This is a genomic window from uncultured Caulobacter sp., assembly GCF_937900395.1.
Lineage (GTDB): Bacteria > Pseudomonadota > Alphaproteobacteria > Caulobacterales > Caulobacteraceae > Caulobacter.
Window position 1 is genome coordinate 1 of record NZ_CALCDX010000019.1, and the last position, 17689, is coordinate 17689.

Here is a 17689-nt window from a genome sequence, read left to right on the forward strand (position 1 = left end):
GCCGAGCGGCTGGAAGCGGCCGCCAAGGCCTTGCCGGCCGGCGTCACCGCCGAGCCGATCTATGACCGCACCCACCTGGTCGACCGGGCCATCGCCACGGTCGAAAAGAACCTGGTCGAGGGGGCGATCCTGGTGATCGTCGTGCTCTTCCTGCTGCTGGGCAATATCCGCGCGGCCCTGATCACGGCGGCGGTCATCCCGCTGTCGATGCTGCTGACCATTACCGGCATGGTGCAGTCCAAGGTCTCGGGCAACCTGATGAGCCTGGGGGCGCTGGACTTTGGCCTGATCGTCGATGGGGCCGTGATCATCGTCGAAAACTGCCTGCGCCGGCTCGGCGAGGCCCAGCACCGCCAGGGCCGGCTGCTGTCGCGAGACGAGCGGTTCGGCCTGGTCGCGAGCGCCGCCAGCGAGGTCATCCGGCCGTCGCTGTTTGGCATCCTGATCATCACGCTGGTCTATGTGCCGATCTTCGCCCTGACCGGGGTCGAGGGAAAGATGTTCCACCCGATGGCCATCACCGTGGTCATCGCCCTGACCGCGGCCCTGGTGCTGTCCCTGACCTTCGTCCCGGCCGCCGTGGCGCTCTTCGTCACCGGCAAGGTCGAGGAAAAGGAAAGCCCGATCATGCGCGGGGCGCGGCGGCTCTACGCGCCGGCCCTGGAGACGGCCTTGCGTCTGCGCGTGGCGTTCGTCGCCGGCGCCGTCGTGCTGGTGGCGATCGCCGCCTTTGCCGCCTCGAGGATGGGGTCGGAGTTCGTGCCCAACCTCGACGAAGGCGACATCGCCATGCACGCCCTGCGCATCCCCGGCACCAGCCTCTCCCAGGCCATCGCCATGCAGACGGCGCTCGAAGCCAAGGTGAAGACCCTGCCCGAGGTCGACAAGGTGGTGGCCAAGATCGGCACCGCCGAGGTGGCGACCGATCCCATGCCGCCGTCGGTGGCCGACACCTTCATCATGCTCAAGGACCGCAAGGACTGGCCCGACCCCAGGAAGCCGAGGACGCAGCTGGTCGCCGAACTGCAGGCTGTCGTCGCCAAGGTGCCCGGCAACAACTACGAGTTCACCCAGCCCATCCAGATGCGGTTCAACGAGCTGCTGTCGGGCGTGCGCGCCGACGTGGCGGTCAAAGTGTTCGGCGATGACCTCGACCAGCTCTTGGAGATCGGCGCAACGATCGGCGACGTCGTCGAGAGCGTGGACGGCGCGACCGACGTCGGGGTCGAGCAGGTCACCGGCCTTCCCGTCCTGCAGATCACCCCCGATCGCGCCGCCCTGGCGCGCCTGGGCCTCAATGTCGACGACGTCCAATCGGTGGTCGCCACGGCGATCGGCGGCACGGTGACGGGCCAGGTGTTCGAGGGCGATCGCCGCTTCGACGTCGTCGTCCGCCTTCCCGAAGCCGTGCGCGGCAAGATCGACGATATCGGCCGGTTGCGCATTCCCCTGCCCGGCTCGATCGACCAGCCGCGCGGCTTCGTGCCCCTGCAGGACGTCGCCAGGATCGAGATGGTCATCGGGCCCAACCAGATCAGCCGGGAGGACGGCAAGCGCCGCGTCGTCGTCACTGCCAATGTGCGGGGCCGCGATCTTGGCTCGTTCATCACGGAGGTGCAGCAGAAGGTCGGCGCCGAGGTCGACCTGCCGGCGGGCTACTGGATCACCTATGGCGGCACGTTCGAGCAGCTGATCTCGGCGGCCAAGCGCCTGCAGCTGGTCGTGCCGGCGGCCTTGCTGCTGATCTTTGGGCTGCTCTACGCCCTCTTCCGATCGGTCAAGGACGCCGCCATCGTCTTCTCCGGCGTGCCCTTGGCGCTGACCGGCGGTGTGGCGGCCCTGCTGCTGCGCGGCTTGCCGCTGTCGATCTCGGCCGGCGTTGGGTTCATCGCCCTGTCGGGCGTGGCGGTGCTCAACGGCGTGGTGATGGTCAGCTTCATCCGGGCGCTGCGCCAGCAGGGCGCCGACCTTGACCACGCTATCCACGAGGGCGCGCTGACGCGCCTTCGCCCCGTGCTGATGACCGCCCTAGTGGCGAGCCTGGGCTTCGTGCCCATGGCCTTCAATGTCGGCGCCGGGGCGGAGGTCCAGCGCCCGCTCGCGACCGTGGTCATTGGCGGGATCATCTCCTCGACCCTGCTGACCCTGCTGGTTCTGCCTGCGCTCTACAAGCTCGCCCACGAGGCAAGGCGTGCTGGAGCGGTCTCGGCGGTCGAGGAGGCGCTTGGCTGATGCGCCGGCCGGGACGGCGGAGCCTTGCTTCGCCGTCCTCGGCGACGCGGGTCTGCGGAAGGACGATGGGCCTCCCATCTCCAACCGGATCACCCTGGCGCCCACGAACCGAGGGACCTCTTCGAGCACGGCGGGGCGCGGCCTATGGCGCCGCCAGGAGCTTCCCGTTCTCGCCCCTCCGGCGACCAGTATCGGCGCCAAACGAGGGATGATGGTTTGAGCCGCGTATTGTTCCCGAATGGCCGAGTGACCGGAGCGCACAATGTCCCAACAGTCCGCAAACCACGATCACCACGGCCACGAGCACGGCTCGTCCATTTCTGAGGGGCGTGTTCGCGATCCGGTTTGCGGCATGACCGTCGACCCGTCCCACGCCGCCGAAACCCGCGAGCATAGAGGAAAGGCGCTCTTCTTCTGCTCGCACCGTTGCGCCGAAAAATTTGATCAAGACCCCGGCCGCTACATGGCCGATCCCGTCTTCGCACCGCCACCCACGCCGCACGAGGGGGCGGTCTACACCTGCCCCATGCACCCCCAGGTCCGTCGGTCCGAACCCGGGGCCTGTCCGATTTGTGGCATGGCGCTGGAGCCCCTGACGGTTCGCGCCGACGGCGGCCCCAATCCTGAGCTGATGAGCATGACCCGGCGCTTCTGGATCGGCCTGGTGCTCGCCGCGCCGGTTTTCGCCCTGGAGATGGGCGGCCACGTCGGGCTGATGCGCGTGCACCTGTCGCCGCATGTGTCCAACTGGGTCCAGTTCCTCCTCGCCACGCCTGTGGTGCTAGGCTGCGGCTGGCCTTTCTTCGAACGGGGCGCCCGCTCGCTGATCAGCCGCCAACTCAACATGTTCACCCTGATCGCCATGGGGATCGGCGTGGCCTGGGCCTACAGCGTCGTGGCGACCTTGGCGCCAGGACTTTTTCCGGCCGCGTTCCGACGCGCCGACGGCTCGACGCCGATCTATTTCGAGGCGGCCGCAGTGATTACGGTCCTGGTGCTCCTAGGCCAGGTTCTGGAACTTCGGGCGCGCGAGAGCACCTCCGGCGCGATCAAGGCCTTGCTGGACCTTTCGCCCAAAACGGCGCGGCGCGTCGTCGGCGCCGATGATGTCGAGGTGGCCATTGAGGCGATCGAGGTCGGGTTCGAGCTGCGGGTCCGGCCCGGCGAGAAGATCCCGGTCGACGGGCAGGTCGTTTCGGGCGAGGCCTCCGTCGACGAGGCCTTGGTCACCGGCGAGTCCATGCCCGTTCACAAGGCGCCCGGCGACAAGGTCGTCGGGGGTTCGCTCAACAAGACCGGGTCGTTCGTCATGCGGGCCGACAAGGTCGGGGCCGACACCCTGCTCGCCCAGATCGTGGCCATGGTCGCCGAAGCCCAGCGCAGCCGCGCGCCGATCCAGCGCATGGCCGACCAGGTGGCCGGCTGGTTCGTGCCGGCCGTCATCCTCGCAGCGCTCGTCGCATTTGGCGCCTGGGCGATGTTCGGGCCGCCGCCAAGCATGGCCTTTGCGCTCGTGGCGGCCGTTTCAGTCCTGATCATCGCCTGTCCCTGCGCCTTGGGGCTGGCCACGCCGCTCTCGATCATGGTCGGGGTCGGCCGCGGCGCGAGCGCTGGCGTGCTGATCAAGAACGCCGAGGCGCTGGAACGCTTCGAAAAGATCGACACCTTGGTCGTCGACAAGACCGGCACCCTGACCGAAGGCCGGCCGGCGGTCACGGCCGTGCGTCCCCTGCCGGGCTTTACCGAGGACGAGATCCTTCAGTTGGCCGCGAGCCTGGAGCGCGCGAGCGAGCACCCGCTGGCCGAAGCGATCGTCCGGGCCGCGGCCAGCCGCGATCTGCCGATGCTGCGGGCCGAAGGCTTCGACTCCCCGGCTGGCAAGGGCGTGGTCGGCAAGGTCGACGGGCGCCCGATGGCGATCGGTTCGGCCCGCTTCCTGGATGAGCTGGGAGTGTCGACGCAAGCCTTGGCCAGCCAGGCCGATGACCTGCGCCGCCAAGGCGCCACCGCGATCTTCGTGGCCGTGGATGGGACGGTCGCGGCCGCGCTCGGGATCGCCGATCCGGTCAAGCCAACCACCAAGGCGGCTGTCACCGCGCTCCGCAGCCAGGGCCTCCGGATCGTCATGCTCACGGGCGATAACCGCACGACCGCCGAAGCCGTGGCTCAGGGACTCGGGATCGACGAGGTGAAGGCAGATGTCCTGCCCGACGAGAAGGCCGCGGTCGTCAAGAAACTCCGCGCCGACGGCCACCGCGTGGCGATGGCGGGCGACGGCGTCAACGACGCCCCGGCCTTGGCCGCCGCCGAAGTTGGCGTAGCAATGGGCGCGGGTTCTGACGTGGCGATCGAGAGCGCCGGCGTCACCTTGCTGCACGGCGACCTGGAAGGCTTGGTGAAGGCGCGCCGCCTTTCTCGCGCGGTCATGAGCAATATCCGGCAGAACCTCTTCTTCGCCTTCGCCTACAATGTCGCCGGGGTGCCGATCGCCGCGGGCGTGCTTTACCCGCTGTTCGGCTGGCTTCTGTCGCCGGCCATCGCCGCGGGCGCCATGGCGCTGTCGTCGGTTAGCGTGGTGGCCAACGCCTTGCGCCTTCGCGCGCTCAGACTTTGACGGCGGCGCAGGCCATAGTTTGAGGGAGATCAATGAGCGGCGCGTAAGGGTTTAGGCAAACCGTCTCTCGAGGATCGCCTCCTATGTCCCTGCGCTCAAAGATCATAGCCGCCGCCGCCGCGACCCTGCTGTTCTCGGCCGGTCAGGCTAGCGCCCACGCCAAGCTCGTCTCGTCCGATCCGGCCGCCAACGCCACCGTCGCCGCCCCCAAGGCCATCCGCCTGACCTTCAATGAAAAGCTCGCCCCGGCGTTCTCCAGCTTCGAGCTTGCGATGGCCGACGGCATGAAAGCTCCGGTGAAAACCACGGTTTCGGGCGACCGCAAGACCATCACCGGCGTTCCGAAGGGCGTGCTGATGGCGGGTGTCTACAAGCTGACCTGGCATGCCGCGGCCGCTGACGACGGTCACCGGATGGACGGCGTGATCACCTTCACGGTGAAGTAGTCGTGGAGGCTGCGGTCGTCCTGCTGCGGTGGGCGCAATTCGGGGCCGGTTTTGTCCTGGCAGGCGGCGCTCTATTTGCGCTCTACGCCCTACCGGCCGTGGGTCGGTCGAGCGCTCAGGCGCTGGGCTGGCCGCGCCGGCTCCTCGCCGGCTCGGCGGCGATGCTCCTCCTGGCCAGTCTCGCAGGCCTCGTCCTGCAGACCGCCGTCGTCGCCGGGTCGCTCGCGGCGGCCCTGGATCCGACGACGCTCGCGTCGGTCCTCACAGAGATGGCCATGGGTCTGTCCTCGGTCACGCGCGCGGCGGCCGCGGCGATCGCGCTTGCAATTCTGCTGCTCATGCCCTGTCGTCGTGCGCCCCTCGCCATCGTCGCCCATCTTGGCGCGATCGCCGTCGCGAGCATGGCCTGGATGGGGCACGGCGCGGCGAGCGACGGCGCGGGGGGTCTCCCGCACCTAGCGGCCGATATCATCCATCTCCTCGCCGCGGCCGTCTGGATCGGCGCGCTGGCGTTTTTCCTGGGCTTGGCTGGGACCGCCTGGCGCGACGGCGCGGCGGCGTCCGACCTCCACGCCGCCCTGGCGGGCTTTTCGGGCCTCGGCACGGGCTTGGTCGCGGCGCTGGTGGTTACTGGACTTGTCAACAGCTGGTTCCTCGTCGGACCGGCCGGGGCCGCGGCGCTGTTCACCACGCTCTACGGTCAGCTCCTGCTGCTGAAGATCGCGCTCTTCACGGGCATGATCCTGCTGGCCGCGGTCAATCGGTTCCGCCTCACGCCCGCTCTGCGCCAGGCCCTAGGCGATCCGGCCTCGAACGACGCCGAGGTGAAAGCGCTCCGCCAGAGCCTTATCCTCGAGCTTGGCGCGGGCCTTGCGGTGCTGGCCCTGGTCGCCTGGCTCGGCCGGCTCGCGCCGATCACCGCCCAATAGGCCCTAGCGGCGTCACAGGACCGGCTCGTGCGGCGGCTCCAAGACCGGCCGCTTCGCGAACGGGTCGCGCGCCCGCAGCCAGTTGCGGGCGGGGCGCTCGACGAGGTGGTAGACGCCCATGGCCGCCAAGAGGCAGACCCCGAAGGCGCCCGCCCAGGCCGAGGCCGCGCCCGCCATCGACAGGTCGGGCGCAAGCCTTTGCAGGCCGTGGAAGTAGACGATGTCAACCGGTAGGTGGACCATGTAGGGGCATAGGAGACTTCGCCGAAATAGACGAGCAGCGGCGCGGCCATCAGGCCGGCCCTGGTCGATTTCGAGGTCTCGGCCAGGCAGAAGATCAGCAGCGCCAGCCCCGGCCAGATGAACAGGTCGCTTAGCCGCAGGCTGGCGGCAAGTGCGATCCAGGCGCTCGCCGCCAGGGTTGCTGCGAATGCGACGCGGCTGGGCAAGCTGATCGTCGAGCCCAGCCGGTGCAACGCCGCGCCCATCAGGAAGGCTGGGATGATCCGCAAGGCCCCGATCTGGGCGCTCATGTCCGTGAACAGCACCCCGCGGGCCTGGGCGAGCAGGAACATGCCGACGAACAGGATAAGTGCGCCCAGGACGAGCAGGACAGGCCGGCGGCGCGCCGCCAGCGACAGGCTCGCGGCGACGGGAAAGCCGAGATAGGCGAACCATTCGGCCGAGATTGACCAGGATGGAAAGTTCCACTGCACGGTCGGGGTAGTGCCCCAGGCGTGGATCAGCATCAGGTGCTGGGGCAGCATGCGCGGATCGAAGGCCTGGGGATCGAAGCCGACGCCAAACTTGAGGGCGGCCAGCCAAATGACGATGGTCGCCGCCAGGGTCACCAGATGGACGGGATAGACCCGCGCCAGCCGCGCCCAGAGGAACGAGCCATAGTTGAAGCGCCGCTCGGCCCAGGCTCGCGTGTAGACGTGACTGAGAATGAATCCGGACAGGATGAAGAACAGGTCGACGCCGAGATAGCCCTTGGCCGCCAGGCCGAACCGTTCGAGGTCAAGATCCAGATGGTTGCGGAAATGGTAGACGAGCACCCATAGCGCCGCGCAAATCCGCAGCGATGTGAGCGGACGGATGTCCGACGGATACATGCTCGCCTCCCCCGAGATTATGTTGCGATCGGCGCCGCCCAGGCGCCGATCGTGGCCTTAGAACCAAGCCCGCAAGCCCAGGACGAAGCTGGTTTCGGAAACATCCTCGCCGCGGAGGCGCGCGAGGTCCGCCGTGCGGCCAAACCGGCGCGACCAGCTGACGCCCACATACGGCGCGAACGCGCGGCGAACCTCGTATCGGAGCCGAAGGCCCAGCTCGCCGTCCGAGAGGCCCGAGCCGGTCGCGGTGGCGGCGACGTCCTGGGCGGCGAAGTTGAGTTCGGCGCGCGGCTGCAGGATCAGGCGCTGGGTCAGCCGCCAATCGATCGCGCTCTCGGCCCGCGCCAGCACGTCGCCCTTGTCGGACACGAAAACCGCGCCACTCGCCTCGATCCAGTATGGCAGCAGGGTCTCGAATCCGACCGTGGCGTAGGTGCGCGACTTCGGCTCGACGTCCTGGCGCAAGCCCAGCTGAAGGTCGGTGTAGAGTCCCACCGGACGCGAGTAGAGCGCCTGGATCTCGCCGGCCTGAACGCCATGCCGATCCCCCTCACCTTCCGACTTTACCACCAAGCGGTTGAAGTCGCCGCCAAACCAGGCTTCGCCATCCCAGTGATAACCGTCGCCGCCGGACTGGGCGCGGTACTCCAGGAGGTTGGCCATCACCTGCGAGGCCTGGGCGCCGCCGTGCTCGCGGCGTAGCTGCGCGCGGGCGCGATCCATGGCGGCGGGGTCGAAGATCTTGTCAGCCAGATAGTCGGTTGGCGGCGGCGGCGGCGACGTCTCCTGGTCCGGCAGAGGCGGTGGGCCCATGGCCTCGCCCGGCGGCCCCGGCGTCTCAACCATGTCGTGGCCGGCGTGAGGGTCAGCAGGCGCGGCCGGCTCGGGCTTGCTCGCCATGCCGGGCATGGCGCTCATGTCATGGCCAGCATGCGGATCGGCGGGCGCGGCCTGCTGGGCCGGCATGGCCATGCCTGGCATGGCGCTCATGTCGTGGCCGGCGTGCGGATCAGAGGCGGCCGCGGTCGCCGGGGGTTTAGCTGTCGCGGGCGGCGGCGTAGCGGCGTGGCCTGCATGCTGGGCCATGGCTGGAGCCGCCCACAGGGCCGGCAGGAGAGCGATCAGGGAGGTCTTCATCGCGCGCCCTCCGCTTGCGTATCGCGCACGCTGAAGACCTGAAACATCCCCGCGTGCATGTGGTAGAGCATGTGACAGTGGAAGGCCCAGTCGCCGGTCTCGGCGGTGAAGTCGAAGCTGACGCGGCCGCCCGGCAGGACAACTACCGTGTGCTTGCGCGGCATGTGCCCGTCGGGCCCGAAGGCCAGCTCGAAGAAGTGGCCGTGCAGGTGGATGGGATGGGCCATCATCGTGTCGTTGACGAGCACGACCCGCACCCGTTCTCCGCTCCGGAAGGCGTAGGGCGCGGGTCGCTCGCTGAACTTGCGTCCATCGAAGCCCCAGATGAACCGCTCCATGTTGCCGGTGAGATGGATCTCCAGCGAACGCTCGGGCGCGCGCGTGTCCGGGTTCGGTTCGAGGGCCACGAGGTCGCGATAGACCAGCACCCGGTGGCCCACCGCCTCCAGGCCCTGGCCAGGCTCGCCGGTGCGATCCACCGGCATCGGCGCGATCGACTGGACGCTGGGGCCGAGCTTGACTTGAGGCGCGTTGTCCGGGTTGCGCATGGACATGTCCATGCCGCCCATGTCCATCTTGCCCATCACATCGCCGCCGCGCCGGCGCGGCGGGCCCATGCCAGGAAGAGGCTTGGCGGCCATCGCGCCATGGCCCATGGCGGCATGGTCCATGCCGGCCATGGACCCATGATCCATCCCGCCCATCGGCATTCCGCTCATGTCCATGCCCATGTCGCGCATGGTGGTCAGAGGCCGCTCGCGAACCGGCGGGACCTCGGCGCTCATCCCCGGGCGCGGGGCCAGGGTGGCGCGGCCCAGGCCCGATCGATCGACAGACTCCGAGACGATGGTGAAGGCCTGGTCGGCCATGGGCTGGACGATGACGTCGTAGGTCTCGGCGTTGCCGATCTGGAACTCGTCGACCTCGACCGGGCGCACCAGTTGGCCGTCGGCGGCGACCACGGTCATGCGCAGGCCCGGAATGCGGACGTTGAACACCGACTGGGCCGCGGCGTTGATGAACCGCAGCCGCACCCGCTCGCCCGGCGAGAACAGCGCCGTCCAATTGTCCTTGGGTCCATGGCCGTTGACCAGGAACGTGTAGGCCGCGCCGGTGACATCCGAGATGTCGGTCGGATCCATCAGCATCTTGGCCCAGTCCAGTCGCTCGGCCAGGGTCTGGTCCTTACCGGCCAGCAGTCCGCTCAAGGTTTGGCGCTGATAGTTGAAGGCGCCGCTCTGCTGCTTGAGCTTCCTGAAGATCTGGTGCGGGTGCATCCGGCTGAAGTCGGAAAGCACCACCACGTGCTCGCGATCGAAGTCGACCGGGTCCTCGCCGGCCGGATCGATGACGATGGGGCCGTAGTGGCCCATCTGCTCCTGCAGGCCCGAATGGCTGTGATACCAATAGGTGCCAGACTGGCGCACCTGGAACTCGTAGGTGAAGGTCTCGCCCGGCTTGATGCCAGGGAAGGTGACGCCGGGCACGCCGTCCATCTGGAAGGGCACGAGGAGCCCATGCCAATGGACAGAGGTTTCCTCCTCCAGGCCGTTTGTGACTGACAGCCGAACGTGCTGGCCTTCCTTAAGACGGATCAGCGGCCCCGGAACCGTGCCGTTGATGGTCACCGCGTGGGTGGTTTGGCCATCCACCGTCACCGGCGTGTGGCCGATGGTCAGCTTGATCTCCGAGCCTGAAAGCGCTTCGGGTCCCCGGCCAACCTGGCCCGCCGCGCGCGCCCAGTCGGGCAATAGGCCGGCCAGGGTCGCCCCGCCGCCCAGGACGGCGAGGGATTGCAGGACACGTCGGCGATCCAAAGCCGTACCGGATGAACGCATGACAGCCCTTTTGCCAATGGCGCGGAAGGCGCGTCCGCCTGAACGCGGCGCGATCTCAACGGGTGTTACGCGGCTGGCGTTCAGCCCCCTCATCTGTGTGGCGAAAAATCAGCGGTCCGCGAGCCAATCGGCCAGGCGCCGGCGGGCGCGGTAGCTGCGCGTTTCGATGGTCTTGACGCTCACACCCAGCTCTGCGGCGGCGTCCTGCTGGCTGTAACCTTCCAGGTAGGTGAGGATCAGCGGCTCCTTGAGCGCGTCCGGCAGCCGCGCGATCGCCGCCTCCAGGCGCGCCAGCTGCTCGGCGCGAAGGCTGCTCGCCTCGGGGCTTGGCGCGGGATCGGCGTAGTCCGGGGCGCCGGGCGCATCGATCGACCGTTCGCCCAGGATCAGCCGACGCACACGCAGGCGCCGGCCCCGGTCGCGGCACTTGTTGAGGACGATGGCCCGCATCCAGGTCGCGAAGGGTCGTGCGGCGTCATAGCGGCCGAGCGCCTTCCAAGCCGCCACGAAGCTCTCCTGGACAACCTCCAGCGCTGCTTCGCGATCGCCAAGGTGGCGTCGCGCGAAGGCGTGCAAGGTCGCCTTGTGCCGGCGCATCAGCTGGCTGAAGGCGCGCTCGTCGCCGCGCGCGGCGCGCTGGGCGAGCGCGCCATCCTCCTCATCGCCAGGCCCCGCGATCACGGCTGCTCGTCGGTCAGAGCCTCGCTGACGCGGCGGTCGAACTTGGCCGCCTGCTCGGGAGTCAGCACCTTGCGCATGGCCAGGACGTGTTGGACCGTCTCTAGCTGCAGGGCGCCCATGGCCGTGTGAAAGCGCTCGACCGCGGCCTCCACCTCGGGGCCGTATTCGTGACGCGCCTGGATCGCCGCCGCCAGCTGGGCGTTGGCGGCGCGCAGCTCGGCCTCACGGGCCCGGCGGCGCACGGCAAATTCCTGTTCAAGAGCCTCAAGCTGCCGGTCCTGGGCCGGGGTGAGCTTGAGCTCGTGATGCACCATCTCATGCAGCGAGGCTCCATGGTGCTGCGGCCAAAGCCGCGCCGATCCCAGCCATCCGCCCGCCAGCCCCGCCAGCAGGGCCAGGATGACGGTGAGGATCGCGCCGCGCGAAACCCGGCCCATGCTAGCGGCCGACGAGCAGGGTCGAGGGCGCGAGGTGAACGTCGACCGCGAAGGCCGATATCTCCGGCGGGGTGCGCGCGGCGGCGTTGGCCGCCAGGCTGCCGCCGACGACACCCAGACCCAGCGCCGCGACGACCGAGGCCGCCCGCAGGGGCGCCAGGGCGCTCGCTGCGCGCCGGCGCTCGCGCCAGCTGTCGATCCTGGCCCAGACACGGCCTTCCAGGTCTGGAAGCGCCTCCAGCGGCTGGTCGCGCAACGCGGTGAAAAGTTGATCGAGCTTGTCGCTCATGGCCGATCCCCTGACCTCTGCACGTCAACATACGCGGCCCGCGGCCAAATCCCTCACCTGGGATGCCGCCCCGCGTGCGTACGACCCTCCCGGCGCCGAGCGCCAGGGCGAAAATTGGTCTAGAAGGCCAGAGGTTCGAGCCGGCGGTATATCAGCGGCCGCGTACGAGCATGGCGTCCATCTGCTCGATCTCCCGCTGCTGGCCCTGGATGATGGTCGCGCAGAGACGTCGGATTTCCGGGTCGCGCACCGGCGCCTTGCCGCACATCAGGATCGCACCGGAATGGTGCGGGATCACCGAGGCGAGGAACTCGCGGTCTCCGATCAGCCATTGCTGGCGAATACCGGCAAAGCACAGCACGCCAGCCAGAACGCTGACGCCGAGCAGGGCTCGGTTGAGCGCCTTGTGCGGGTACATCATGTCCATCAGCAGCAGTTCGAACACGATCATCGGCGCGGTCATCAGCCCGGCCATGTAGGCCTGGTTGAGGCTTGGATGGATGTTCGCGGCCTTGTCGACCATGGCGTACATCAGGGCGTACATGGCCAGGAAGGACAGGATGGTCATGGCCGCCAGACGCCCGTACGCCGTATGGCCGGCATGGTCATGGCCAGGGTGGCTGGAGTCGGGGTGGCGGTCGGCCATGGCTGTCCTCCTGGGCTAGGTCACTTGCGAGGAGCGCCGCCGTGCCGGCCAAGCCAGGCCTGCAGTTCGCCGATCTCCTTGCGCTGCATCTCGGCGCTCTTTCGCGCCATCGCTTTCAGTTCGGCGTCGTCGCCATGCTTTTCCAGAACTTCGGCCATGGCGATGCCGCCGCGATGATGCTCGATCATCTTCAGGGCGAAGGCGCGGTCGGGATCGGGATCTTCGGCTCCCATCATCGCCTGGTGCATGCGCTGCATGGCCTGCAAGTAGTCTTGTTTGGCCATCTGGCCGTGGCCTCCCGCGTGGTCCATGGCGTGGCCGGGCGGATGGCCTTGCTGGGCAAGCGCCGGGGCGGCGACGAGAATGAGCGCCGCGGCGGCGGCGGGCAGAAGACGTGTCATGAGATTCCTCCTGGTGAAACGATCGCCTGGGCCGCGGCGCAGGCGGCCTCGCAACTGCGGCAGGCGTCTGCGCAGATGCGGCAATGGTCGTGCATCTGGGCGTGCGCCTCGCAGGTCTGAGCGCACAGCGCGCACAGCGTCTGGCAGGCGTCGAGGACGGCGCGAGCAGCCCCGTCCGCCCCCGTTCGGCGGCTTGCGATGCGCCCGGCGACGACGCAGAGGTCCGCGCAATCGAGATTGAGGCGGATACAGTCGGTGAGCTCGGCGACCATGGGCTCGGCAAGACAGGCGTCGGCGCAGGCGGTGCAGGCCTGGGCGCAATCGAAGCAGGCTTCTATGCAGCGCACGAGCGCCGTATCGGTCGGGCCGTTGGCCTGCGGATGGGCCTTGAGCATCGGGTCGGCGTGCATGGTCTTGGCCTGGCGTTGAAGACGCCCCCTCAACCGGTGAGCGGCCGCACCGTTCCGCCCGTGAAAATATTCTCCAGGCCCGTGTTCAAGGCGCGAGGGCCAGCGCGGGGCGCTGCGTATTATTCTAGATGGGCCGCCCAGCGCGGCGTGCTGTCGCTATAAAAACACAAACGGAATAGGGGCTTGCACGTAGTGACGAAGCGTCGCCGTCGAGCTAGGCTCCGCGTTATGCTGCGACACGCGCTCGCCCTCCTGGCCGCCTTGGCCTTCGCTTTCAGCCCGCTGGCCGTCAGCGCCGCGCGGGCCGAGTGCGACATGGGCGGCATGGACGCCATGGCGATGGCCGCGCCGGCCGATGCGGCGGCCTCGGCCGATCCTTGCTGCGACCACGGCAAGACCATGTCGGCCAAGGATTGCGCCAAGGCCTGTTCGGTGAGCTGCGCTCCGTCCGTCGCCGCGCCTGCTCAAGCCCACCTAACGCCGGTCGTGGTCAGTTACCGCGCCGAGGCCAGTTGGTCCAACACCGGCGGCCGCACACGCGTCCTCGTCCCCGAAGATCCGCCCCCTCGAACCCTGGCCTAACGGACCGGCCAACGGCCCGTCCGCCCGTGTTCGTCGCGCGCCGCCTCCTCTGGACGGCGCGTAGTCGCTCGCGCCCGCGCGGGCCGGCGTCTGATCTTCAAGGATGATTTCATGTCTTCGCGTGTTTTCGCGCTGGCCATCGCCGCCAGCCTGCTATTCGCCGCCACCGCCTCGGCGGCCGCCAGGACCGATTGCGGCCACCGGCAAGCCCGTCCGGCTTCGGTCAATCCCAAGGATGTCTTCCGGCGATCCGACTGGATCTGCGACATGCCGGCCGACTGCTCGCTGGGCGAGGCACACGCGGCCACGGCCATGCCTGCGGCGAACCCGCCGCGCTAGCTCGGGCGTGAGGGTCGGGGGCTGATCCCCTTCCCCCGCCCTTCGCATCCGGCCCCGGCGAGGTGGCTGCAAACAGCTCGCCGGGGCGCCTTCGCGGCGCGCCGCCGCTCTCGAATTGTCAAGGTCGTATCCATGCGCCTTATCCTTCTCCTGGCGGGACTTGGTGTGGCGAGCGCCACCCATGCCGCACCGCTCACCTACGCCCAGGCCCTCGACGCGGCCGCGGCCAAGGCCCCGGCCTTGCGCGCCGCGGCCCTTCAGGTCGACGCGCTCAGGGCTTCGGCCAGGGCGGCCGGCGCCCTGCCCGATCCCAAGCTGGCCTTCGGGCTCGACAACTTTCCTGTGTCGGGCCCACCGGCTGGGCGGTTGGGGGCCGACGAAATGACCATGGGCCGGATCGGCTTTAGCCAGGACATGCCCAGCGCCGCCAAGCGACAGGCGCGGATCGGCCGGGCCGAGGCCGACGTCGTGGCGGCGACAGCGGACGGTACGCTTGAGGCCCGCCAAGTCCGCACCGCCACGGCCCTGGCCTGGATCGATCTCTACTATGCTCAGCGCAAGCTGGTCGCCGTCGACGCGGTTATCGCCCAGCTCACCCCGCTGTGGAACGCATCCCCCGCCGGCGTTACCTCCGGCCGTTCAAGGCCCGCCCAAGCGCTGGAGGTGGCCCAGATGCGCGCGGCGCTGGACGACCGGCGCAGCGAGGCGGCCTCGGCCCTGGCCCGCGCACGGGCCACCCTGACCCGCTGGACGGGCGAGGCCGATCCGCAGGCCGTCGGCCCGGCGCCCGACCATGGCGTCGCGCCCGGCGCGCTTCGCGCGGCCCTCGAGCGCAATCCCGCCCTGCTGGCCAAGGACGCCGCCGCCCGCCAGGCCCAGGCCGATGTGGCGGTGGCCAGGGCCGACAAGCGTCCCGACTGGAGCTGGGAGGTGGCCTACCAGCGCCGCGATCCGATGTTCGGCGACATGGTCTCGGCCGGGGTCAGCATTAGCCTGCCGCTGTGGGGCAAGAGCCGCCAGGATCCGATGATCGCCGCGCGCGCCGCCAGCGCCGGCCGCGCCGAGGCCCAGCGCCAGGACGCCGAGCGCGCGCTCACCGCCCAGCTCGAGGCCGATCTGGCCGACCACGTCATGCATCATGAGCAATGGCTGCGCGCCCGCGACACCCTCCTGCCGCTGGCCAAACAGAAGGCCGACCTGGAGACGGCCGGCTATGGGGCCGGCACGGCTAACCTGCCGGACGTTCTGGCCGCCTTCGCCGGCTTTGCCGACGCCCAGCTCACCGCCCTCGATCGCGAGGCCGCCGTCACCCTCGACGCGGCTCGCCTTACCCTGACCTATGGAAGCGACGCCCAATGACCCGCCCCTATTCGATGAAGGGCCTGCTCGGCGCCGGGGCGGCATTGGTCGTCCTGGCTGGAGCCGGCGGCTACGGCCTCGCTCGCCTCACCGCCGCGCCGGCCAAGTCGCCCGCCGCCTCGAACGACCCCAAGGTGCTCTACTGGTACGACCCGATGGTTCCGGCCCAGCACTTCGACAAGCCCGGCAAGTCGCCGTTCATGGACATGCAGCTCGTCCCGAAATACGCCGGCGATGCCGCTGCGGCGGGACCCGCGACCGGTGTGCGCATCGATCCCTCGTCGGCGCAAAGCCTCGGCATGCGCCTTGCCACCGTGCAGGAAGGCGCTTTGAGCGGCGGCCTGACCGCCGCTGGCCTGGTCGACTTCAACCAGCGTGATGTCGCCATCGTCCAGGCGCGCAGCGGCGGCTTCGTCCAGCGGGTTTATGGCCGCGCGCCCGGCGATGTGATCGCCGCCGGCGCGCCGCTGGCCGACCTCCTGGTTCCCGAATGGGGCGGCGCCCAGGCCGAATACCTGGCCGTCAAGAGAACCGGCGACGCGGCCCTGACCGCCGCCGCCCGCCAGCGCCTTCGCCTGCTGGGCATGCCCGATGGTGTCATCGTGGCGCTCGATCGCGATGGCCAACCGCGCACCACGATCACCATCAGCGCACCGCTGGCCGGGGTGGTCTCCAAGCTCGAAGTGCGTTCGGGCATGACCGTGGCGATGGGCCAGACCCTGGCCGAGATCAACGGCCTTTCGAAGGTCTGGGTGACGGCCGCAGTGCCCGAAGTGCAGGCCGGGCAGCTGCGCCCCGGCCAGGGCGTTGGCGTCAGCCTGGCCGCCTATCCGGGCGAGACCCTGCGGGGGACGATCCAGGCCGTGCTGCCTCAGGCCCAGGGCGACAGCCGGACCCTGCAGGCGCGGATCGAGCTTGCCAACCGCGACGGTCGCCTCAAGCCCGGCATGTTCGCCACGGTCTCGTTCGACACGACCGGCCGCCCGGCCCTGCTTGCGCCCTCTGAAGCGGTCATCCGCACCGGTACGCGCGCTGTGGTGATGCTCGCGGTGGATGGCGGCCGCTTCCAGGCTGTCGAGGTGCGGACCGGCCGAGAGGCCGGCGGCCAGACGGAAATCCTGGCCGGATTGTCGGCCGGGCAAAGGATCGTCGCCTCGGGCCAGTTCCTCGTCGACTCCGAAGCCAGCCTCGCTGGCTTGCAGGTGCGCGCGCTGCCGCCATCGGGCCCGCCCGCGCCGATGGACGGCATGTCCAAATCGATGGCCGCGCCGCCGATCAAGCCGGCCCTCCTGGAAACCACCGGCGGCCGGATCGAGCAGATCACGGGGGACGGTCTGACCCTGTCGCACGGACCGGTGCCGGCCATCGGCTGGCCGCCGATGACCATGACCTTCCGCGCCGATCCGATGCTGCTCAAGGGGCTCAAGGTCGGCGACCAGGTCCGCTTCGGCTTCAACCAACCCGCCGGAGGGCCGACCGTGCGCCGCATCAGCAAGATCGGCGGTGGCGCATGATCGCCGCCCTGATCCGCTGGTCGGTGGCCAACCGCTTCTTCGTGCTGCTGGGCGCCCTGGCCCTGATCGTGGCCGGAGGCCTGGCCGTCCGCTCGACCTCGGTCGACGCCCTGCCGGACCTGTCGGACACCCAGGTGATCATCCGCACCAGCTATCCAGGCCAGGCTCCGCAGCTCGTCGAGAACCAGGTCACCTACCCGCTCGCAACCACCATGCTCTCGGTGCCTGGGGCCAAGACCGTGCGCGGCTATTCGTTCTTCGGCGACAGCTTCGTCTACGTGATCTTCGACGACAAGACCGACCTCTACTGGGCGCGCTCTCGGGTCCTGGAGTACCTCAACCAGGTCCAGTCGCGCCTGCCCGAAAGCGCCCGCCCGGCGCTTGGCCCTGACGCCACCGGGGTCGGCTGGGTCTTCGAATACGCCCTGGTCGACAAGACCGGGGGCCACGATCTCAGCCAGCTGCGCTCGTTGCAGGACTGGTTCCTGCGCTATGAGCTGAAGACCCTGCCCGGCGTGGCCGAGGTCTCGGCGATCGGCGGCATGGTGCGCCAGTACCAGGTCGTGCTCGATCCCCAGAAGCTGGCCAGCTACGGCGTCACCCACCAGCAGGTGGTCGCCGCACTGAGGGGCGCCAACGCCGAGACCGGCGGCTCGGTGCTGGAACTGGGCGAGGCCGAATACATGGTCCGCGCCACCGGCTATCTGAAGACGATCGAGG

At 69.2% G+C, this 17689-nt stretch carries 18 protein-coding genes and 1 pseudogene; 9 read left to right on the plus strand and 10 right to left on the minus strand.

Going from position 1 to position 17689, the window contains the following annotated elements:
* The 4 genes from Q0379_RS01565 to copD form a co-directional block, all read left to right on the plus strand.
* Positions 1 to 2232: CusA/CzcA family heavy metal efflux RND transporter (locus Q0379_RS01565; protein WP_299003587.1), on the plus strand; the 2232-nt coding region annotated here is incomplete at its 5' end.
* A gap of 262 nt (positions 2233 to 2494) precedes the next feature.
* The gene (locus Q0379_RS01570) at positions 2495 to 4846 is read left to right on the plus strand and encodes a heavy metal translocating P-type ATPase (protein ID WP_299003589.1); all 2352 of its coding nucleotides are present in this window, start codon (positions 2495 to 2497) and stop codon (positions 4844 to 4846) included.
* 83 nt (positions 4847 to 4929) lie between these two features.
* Positions 4930 to 5292 (plus strand): copper homeostasis periplasmic binding protein CopC, encoded by a 363-nt coding sequence (gene copC, locus Q0379_RS01575; protein WP_299003591.1) that lies wholly within the window; start codon positions 4930 to 4932, stop codon positions 5290 to 5292.
* 2 nt (positions 5293 to 5294) lie between these two features.
* A complete protein-coding gene (copD, locus tag Q0379_RS01580; protein ID WP_299003593.1) occupies positions 5295 to 6221 on the plus strand; it encodes a copper homeostasis membrane protein CopD in 927 nt (308 codons plus the stop codon).
* Between the two features lie 12 nt (positions 6222 to 6233).
* Here the strand turns inward: copD and Q0379_RS01585 are convergent, their stop codons facing one another.
* The 10 genes and pseudogenes from Q0379_RS01585 to Q0379_RS01630 form a co-directional block, all read right to left on the minus strand.
* On the minus strand, positions 6234 to 6464 hold the full coding sequence (locus tag Q0379_RS01585; protein ID WP_299003595.1) for a hypothetical protein: 231 nt from the start codon (positions 6462 to 6464) through the stop codon (positions 6234 to 6236).
* 68 nt (positions 6465 to 6532) lie between these two features.
* Positions 6533 to 7336: pseudogene (locus Q0379_RS24095) on the minus strand (acyltransferase); the annotation flags it as partial.
* A gap of 57 nt (positions 7337 to 7393) precedes the next feature.
* Positions 7394 to 8473: a copper resistance protein B gene (locus Q0379_RS01595; RefSeq protein WP_299003599.1), complete on the minus strand. Its 1080-nt coding sequence runs from the start codon at positions 8471 to 8473 to the stop codon at positions 7394 to 7396.
* Entirely contained in the window at positions 8470 to 10311 is a 1842-nt protein-coding gene (locus Q0379_RS01600; RefSeq protein WP_299003601.1) for a copper resistance system multicopper oxidase, read from the minus strand. Before Q0379_RS01600 ends, Q0379_RS01595 begins: the two co-directional genes overlap by 4 nt.
* Positions 10312 to 10419: 108 nt before the next feature.
* Entirely contained in the window at positions 10420 to 10992 is a 573-nt protein-coding gene (locus tag Q0379_RS01605; RefSeq protein ID WP_299003603.1) for an RNA polymerase sigma factor, read from the minus strand.
* Positions 10989 to 11429, minus strand: a complete 441-nt coding sequence (locus tag Q0379_RS01610; protein WP_299003605.1) for a periplasmic heavy metal sensor — start codon at positions 11427 to 11429, stop codon at positions 10989 to 10991. The genes Q0379_RS01605 and Q0379_RS01610 overlap by 4 nt, the downstream gene beginning before the upstream one ends.
* Before the next feature lies 1 nt (position 11430).
* Complete coding sequence (locus Q0379_RS01615; RefSeq protein WP_299003607.1) at positions 11431 to 11718, minus strand: hypothetical protein; 288 nt, start codon at positions 11716 to 11718, stop codon at positions 11431 to 11433.
* A gap of 151 nt (positions 11719 to 11869) precedes the next feature.
* Positions 11870 to 12364 carry a DUF305 domain-containing protein gene (locus Q0379_RS01620; RefSeq protein ID WP_299003609.1) on the minus strand — a complete coding sequence of 165 codons (495 nt, stop codon included), beginning with the start codon at positions 12362 to 12364 and terminating at the stop codon, positions 11870 to 11872.
* Between the two features lie 20 nt (positions 12365 to 12384).
* Positions 12385 to 12765: a DUF305 domain-containing protein gene (locus Q0379_RS01625; protein WP_299003611.1), complete on the minus strand. Its 381-nt coding sequence runs from the start codon at positions 12763 to 12765 to the stop codon at positions 12385 to 12387.
* Positions 12762 to 13208 carry a four-helix bundle copper-binding protein gene (locus Q0379_RS01630; RefSeq protein ID WP_299003613.1) on the minus strand — a complete coding sequence of 149 codons (447 nt, stop codon included), beginning with the start codon at positions 13206 to 13208 and terminating at the stop codon, positions 12762 to 12764. The genes Q0379_RS01625 and Q0379_RS01630 overlap by 4 nt, the downstream gene beginning before the upstream one ends.
* 195 nt (positions 13209 to 13403) lie before the next feature.
* Between Q0379_RS01630 and Q0379_RS01635 the strand changes: the two genes are divergently transcribed.
* The 5 genes from Q0379_RS01635 to Q0379_RS01655 all read left to right on the plus strand — a co-directional run.
* Positions 13404 to 13757, plus strand: coding sequence for a hypothetical protein (locus Q0379_RS01635; protein WP_299003615.1), 354 nt, complete (start codon positions 13404 to 13406; stop codon positions 13755 to 13757).
* A gap of 111 nt (positions 13758 to 13868) precedes the next feature.
* A complete protein-coding gene (locus Q0379_RS01640) occupies positions 13869 to 14096 on the plus strand; it encodes a hypothetical protein (RefSeq protein ID WP_299003617.1) in 228 nt (75 codons plus the stop codon).
* A 132-nt stretch (positions 14097 to 14228) separates the two neighbouring features.
* Positions 14229 to 15455, plus strand: a complete 1227-nt coding sequence (locus Q0379_RS01645) for a TolC family protein (RefSeq protein WP_299003619.1) — start codon at positions 14229 to 14231, stop codon at positions 15453 to 15455.
* The gene (locus tag Q0379_RS01650) at positions 15452 to 16969 is read left to right on the plus strand and encodes an efflux RND transporter periplasmic adaptor subunit (protein WP_299003622.1); all 1518 of its coding nucleotides are present in this window, start codon (positions 15452 to 15454) and stop codon (positions 16967 to 16969) included. Before Q0379_RS01645 ends, Q0379_RS01650 begins: the two co-directional genes overlap by 4 nt.
* Positions 16966 to 17689, plus strand: a 724-nt coding sequence (locus Q0379_RS01655; RefSeq protein ID WP_299003624.1) for an efflux RND transporter permease subunit, incomplete at its 3' end; no start/stop codon positions are given. The genes Q0379_RS01650 and Q0379_RS01655, both read left to right, overlap by 4 nt.

Excerpts from the sequence above, each read along its gene's own strand:
- Q0379_RS01570 (WP_299003589.1), top strand. The coding sequence starts at position 2,495 with ATGTCCCAACAGTCCGCAAACCACGATCACCACGGCCACGAGCACGGC.
- copC (WP_299003591.1), top strand. The coding sequence starts at position 4,930 with ATGTCCCTGCGCTCAAAGATCATAGCCGCCGCCGCCGCGACCCTGCTG.
- Q0379_RS01585 (WP_299003595.1), bottom strand. The coding sequence starts at position 6,464 with ATGGTCCACCTACCGGTTGACATCGTCTACTTCCACGGCCTGCAAAGG.
- Q0379_RS01595 (WP_299003599.1), bottom strand. The coding sequence starts at position 8,473 with ATGAAGACCTCCCTGATCGCTCTCCTGCCGGCCCTGTGGGCGGCTCCA.
- Q0379_RS01600 (WP_299003601.1), bottom strand. The coding sequence starts at position 10,311 with ATGCGTTCATCCGGTACGGCTTTGGATCGCCGACGTGTCCTGCAATCC.
- Q0379_RS01610 (WP_299003605.1), bottom strand. The coding sequence starts at position 11,429 with ATGGGCCGGGTTTCGCGCGGCGCGATCCTCACCGTCATCCTGGCCCTG.
- Q0379_RS01615 (WP_299003607.1), bottom strand. The coding sequence starts at position 11,718 with ATGAGCGACAAGCTCGATCAACTTTTCACCGCGTTGCGCGACCAGCCG.
- Q0379_RS01620 (WP_299003609.1), bottom strand. The coding sequence starts at position 12,364 with ATGGCCGACCGCCACCCCGACTCCAGCCACCCTGGCCATGACCATGCC.
- Q0379_RS01625 (WP_299003611.1), bottom strand. The coding sequence starts at position 12,765 with ATGACACGTCTTCTGCCCGCCGCCGCCGCGGCGCTCATTCTCGTCGCC.
- Q0379_RS01635 (WP_299003615.1), top strand. The coding sequence starts at position 13,404 with ATGCTGCGACACGCGCTCGCCCTCCTGGCCGCCTTGGCCTTCGCTTTC.
- Q0379_RS01640 (WP_299003617.1), top strand. The coding sequence starts at position 13,869 with ATGTCTTCGCGTGTTTTCGCGCTGGCCATCGCCGCCAGCCTGCTATTC.
- Q0379_RS01645 (WP_299003619.1), top strand. The coding sequence starts at position 14,229 with ATGCGCCTTATCCTTCTCCTGGCGGGACTTGGTGTGGCGAGCGCCACC.
- Q0379_RS01650 (WP_299003622.1), top strand. The coding sequence starts at position 15,452 with ATGACCCGCCCCTATTCGATGAAGGGCCTGCTCGGCGCCGGGGCGGCA.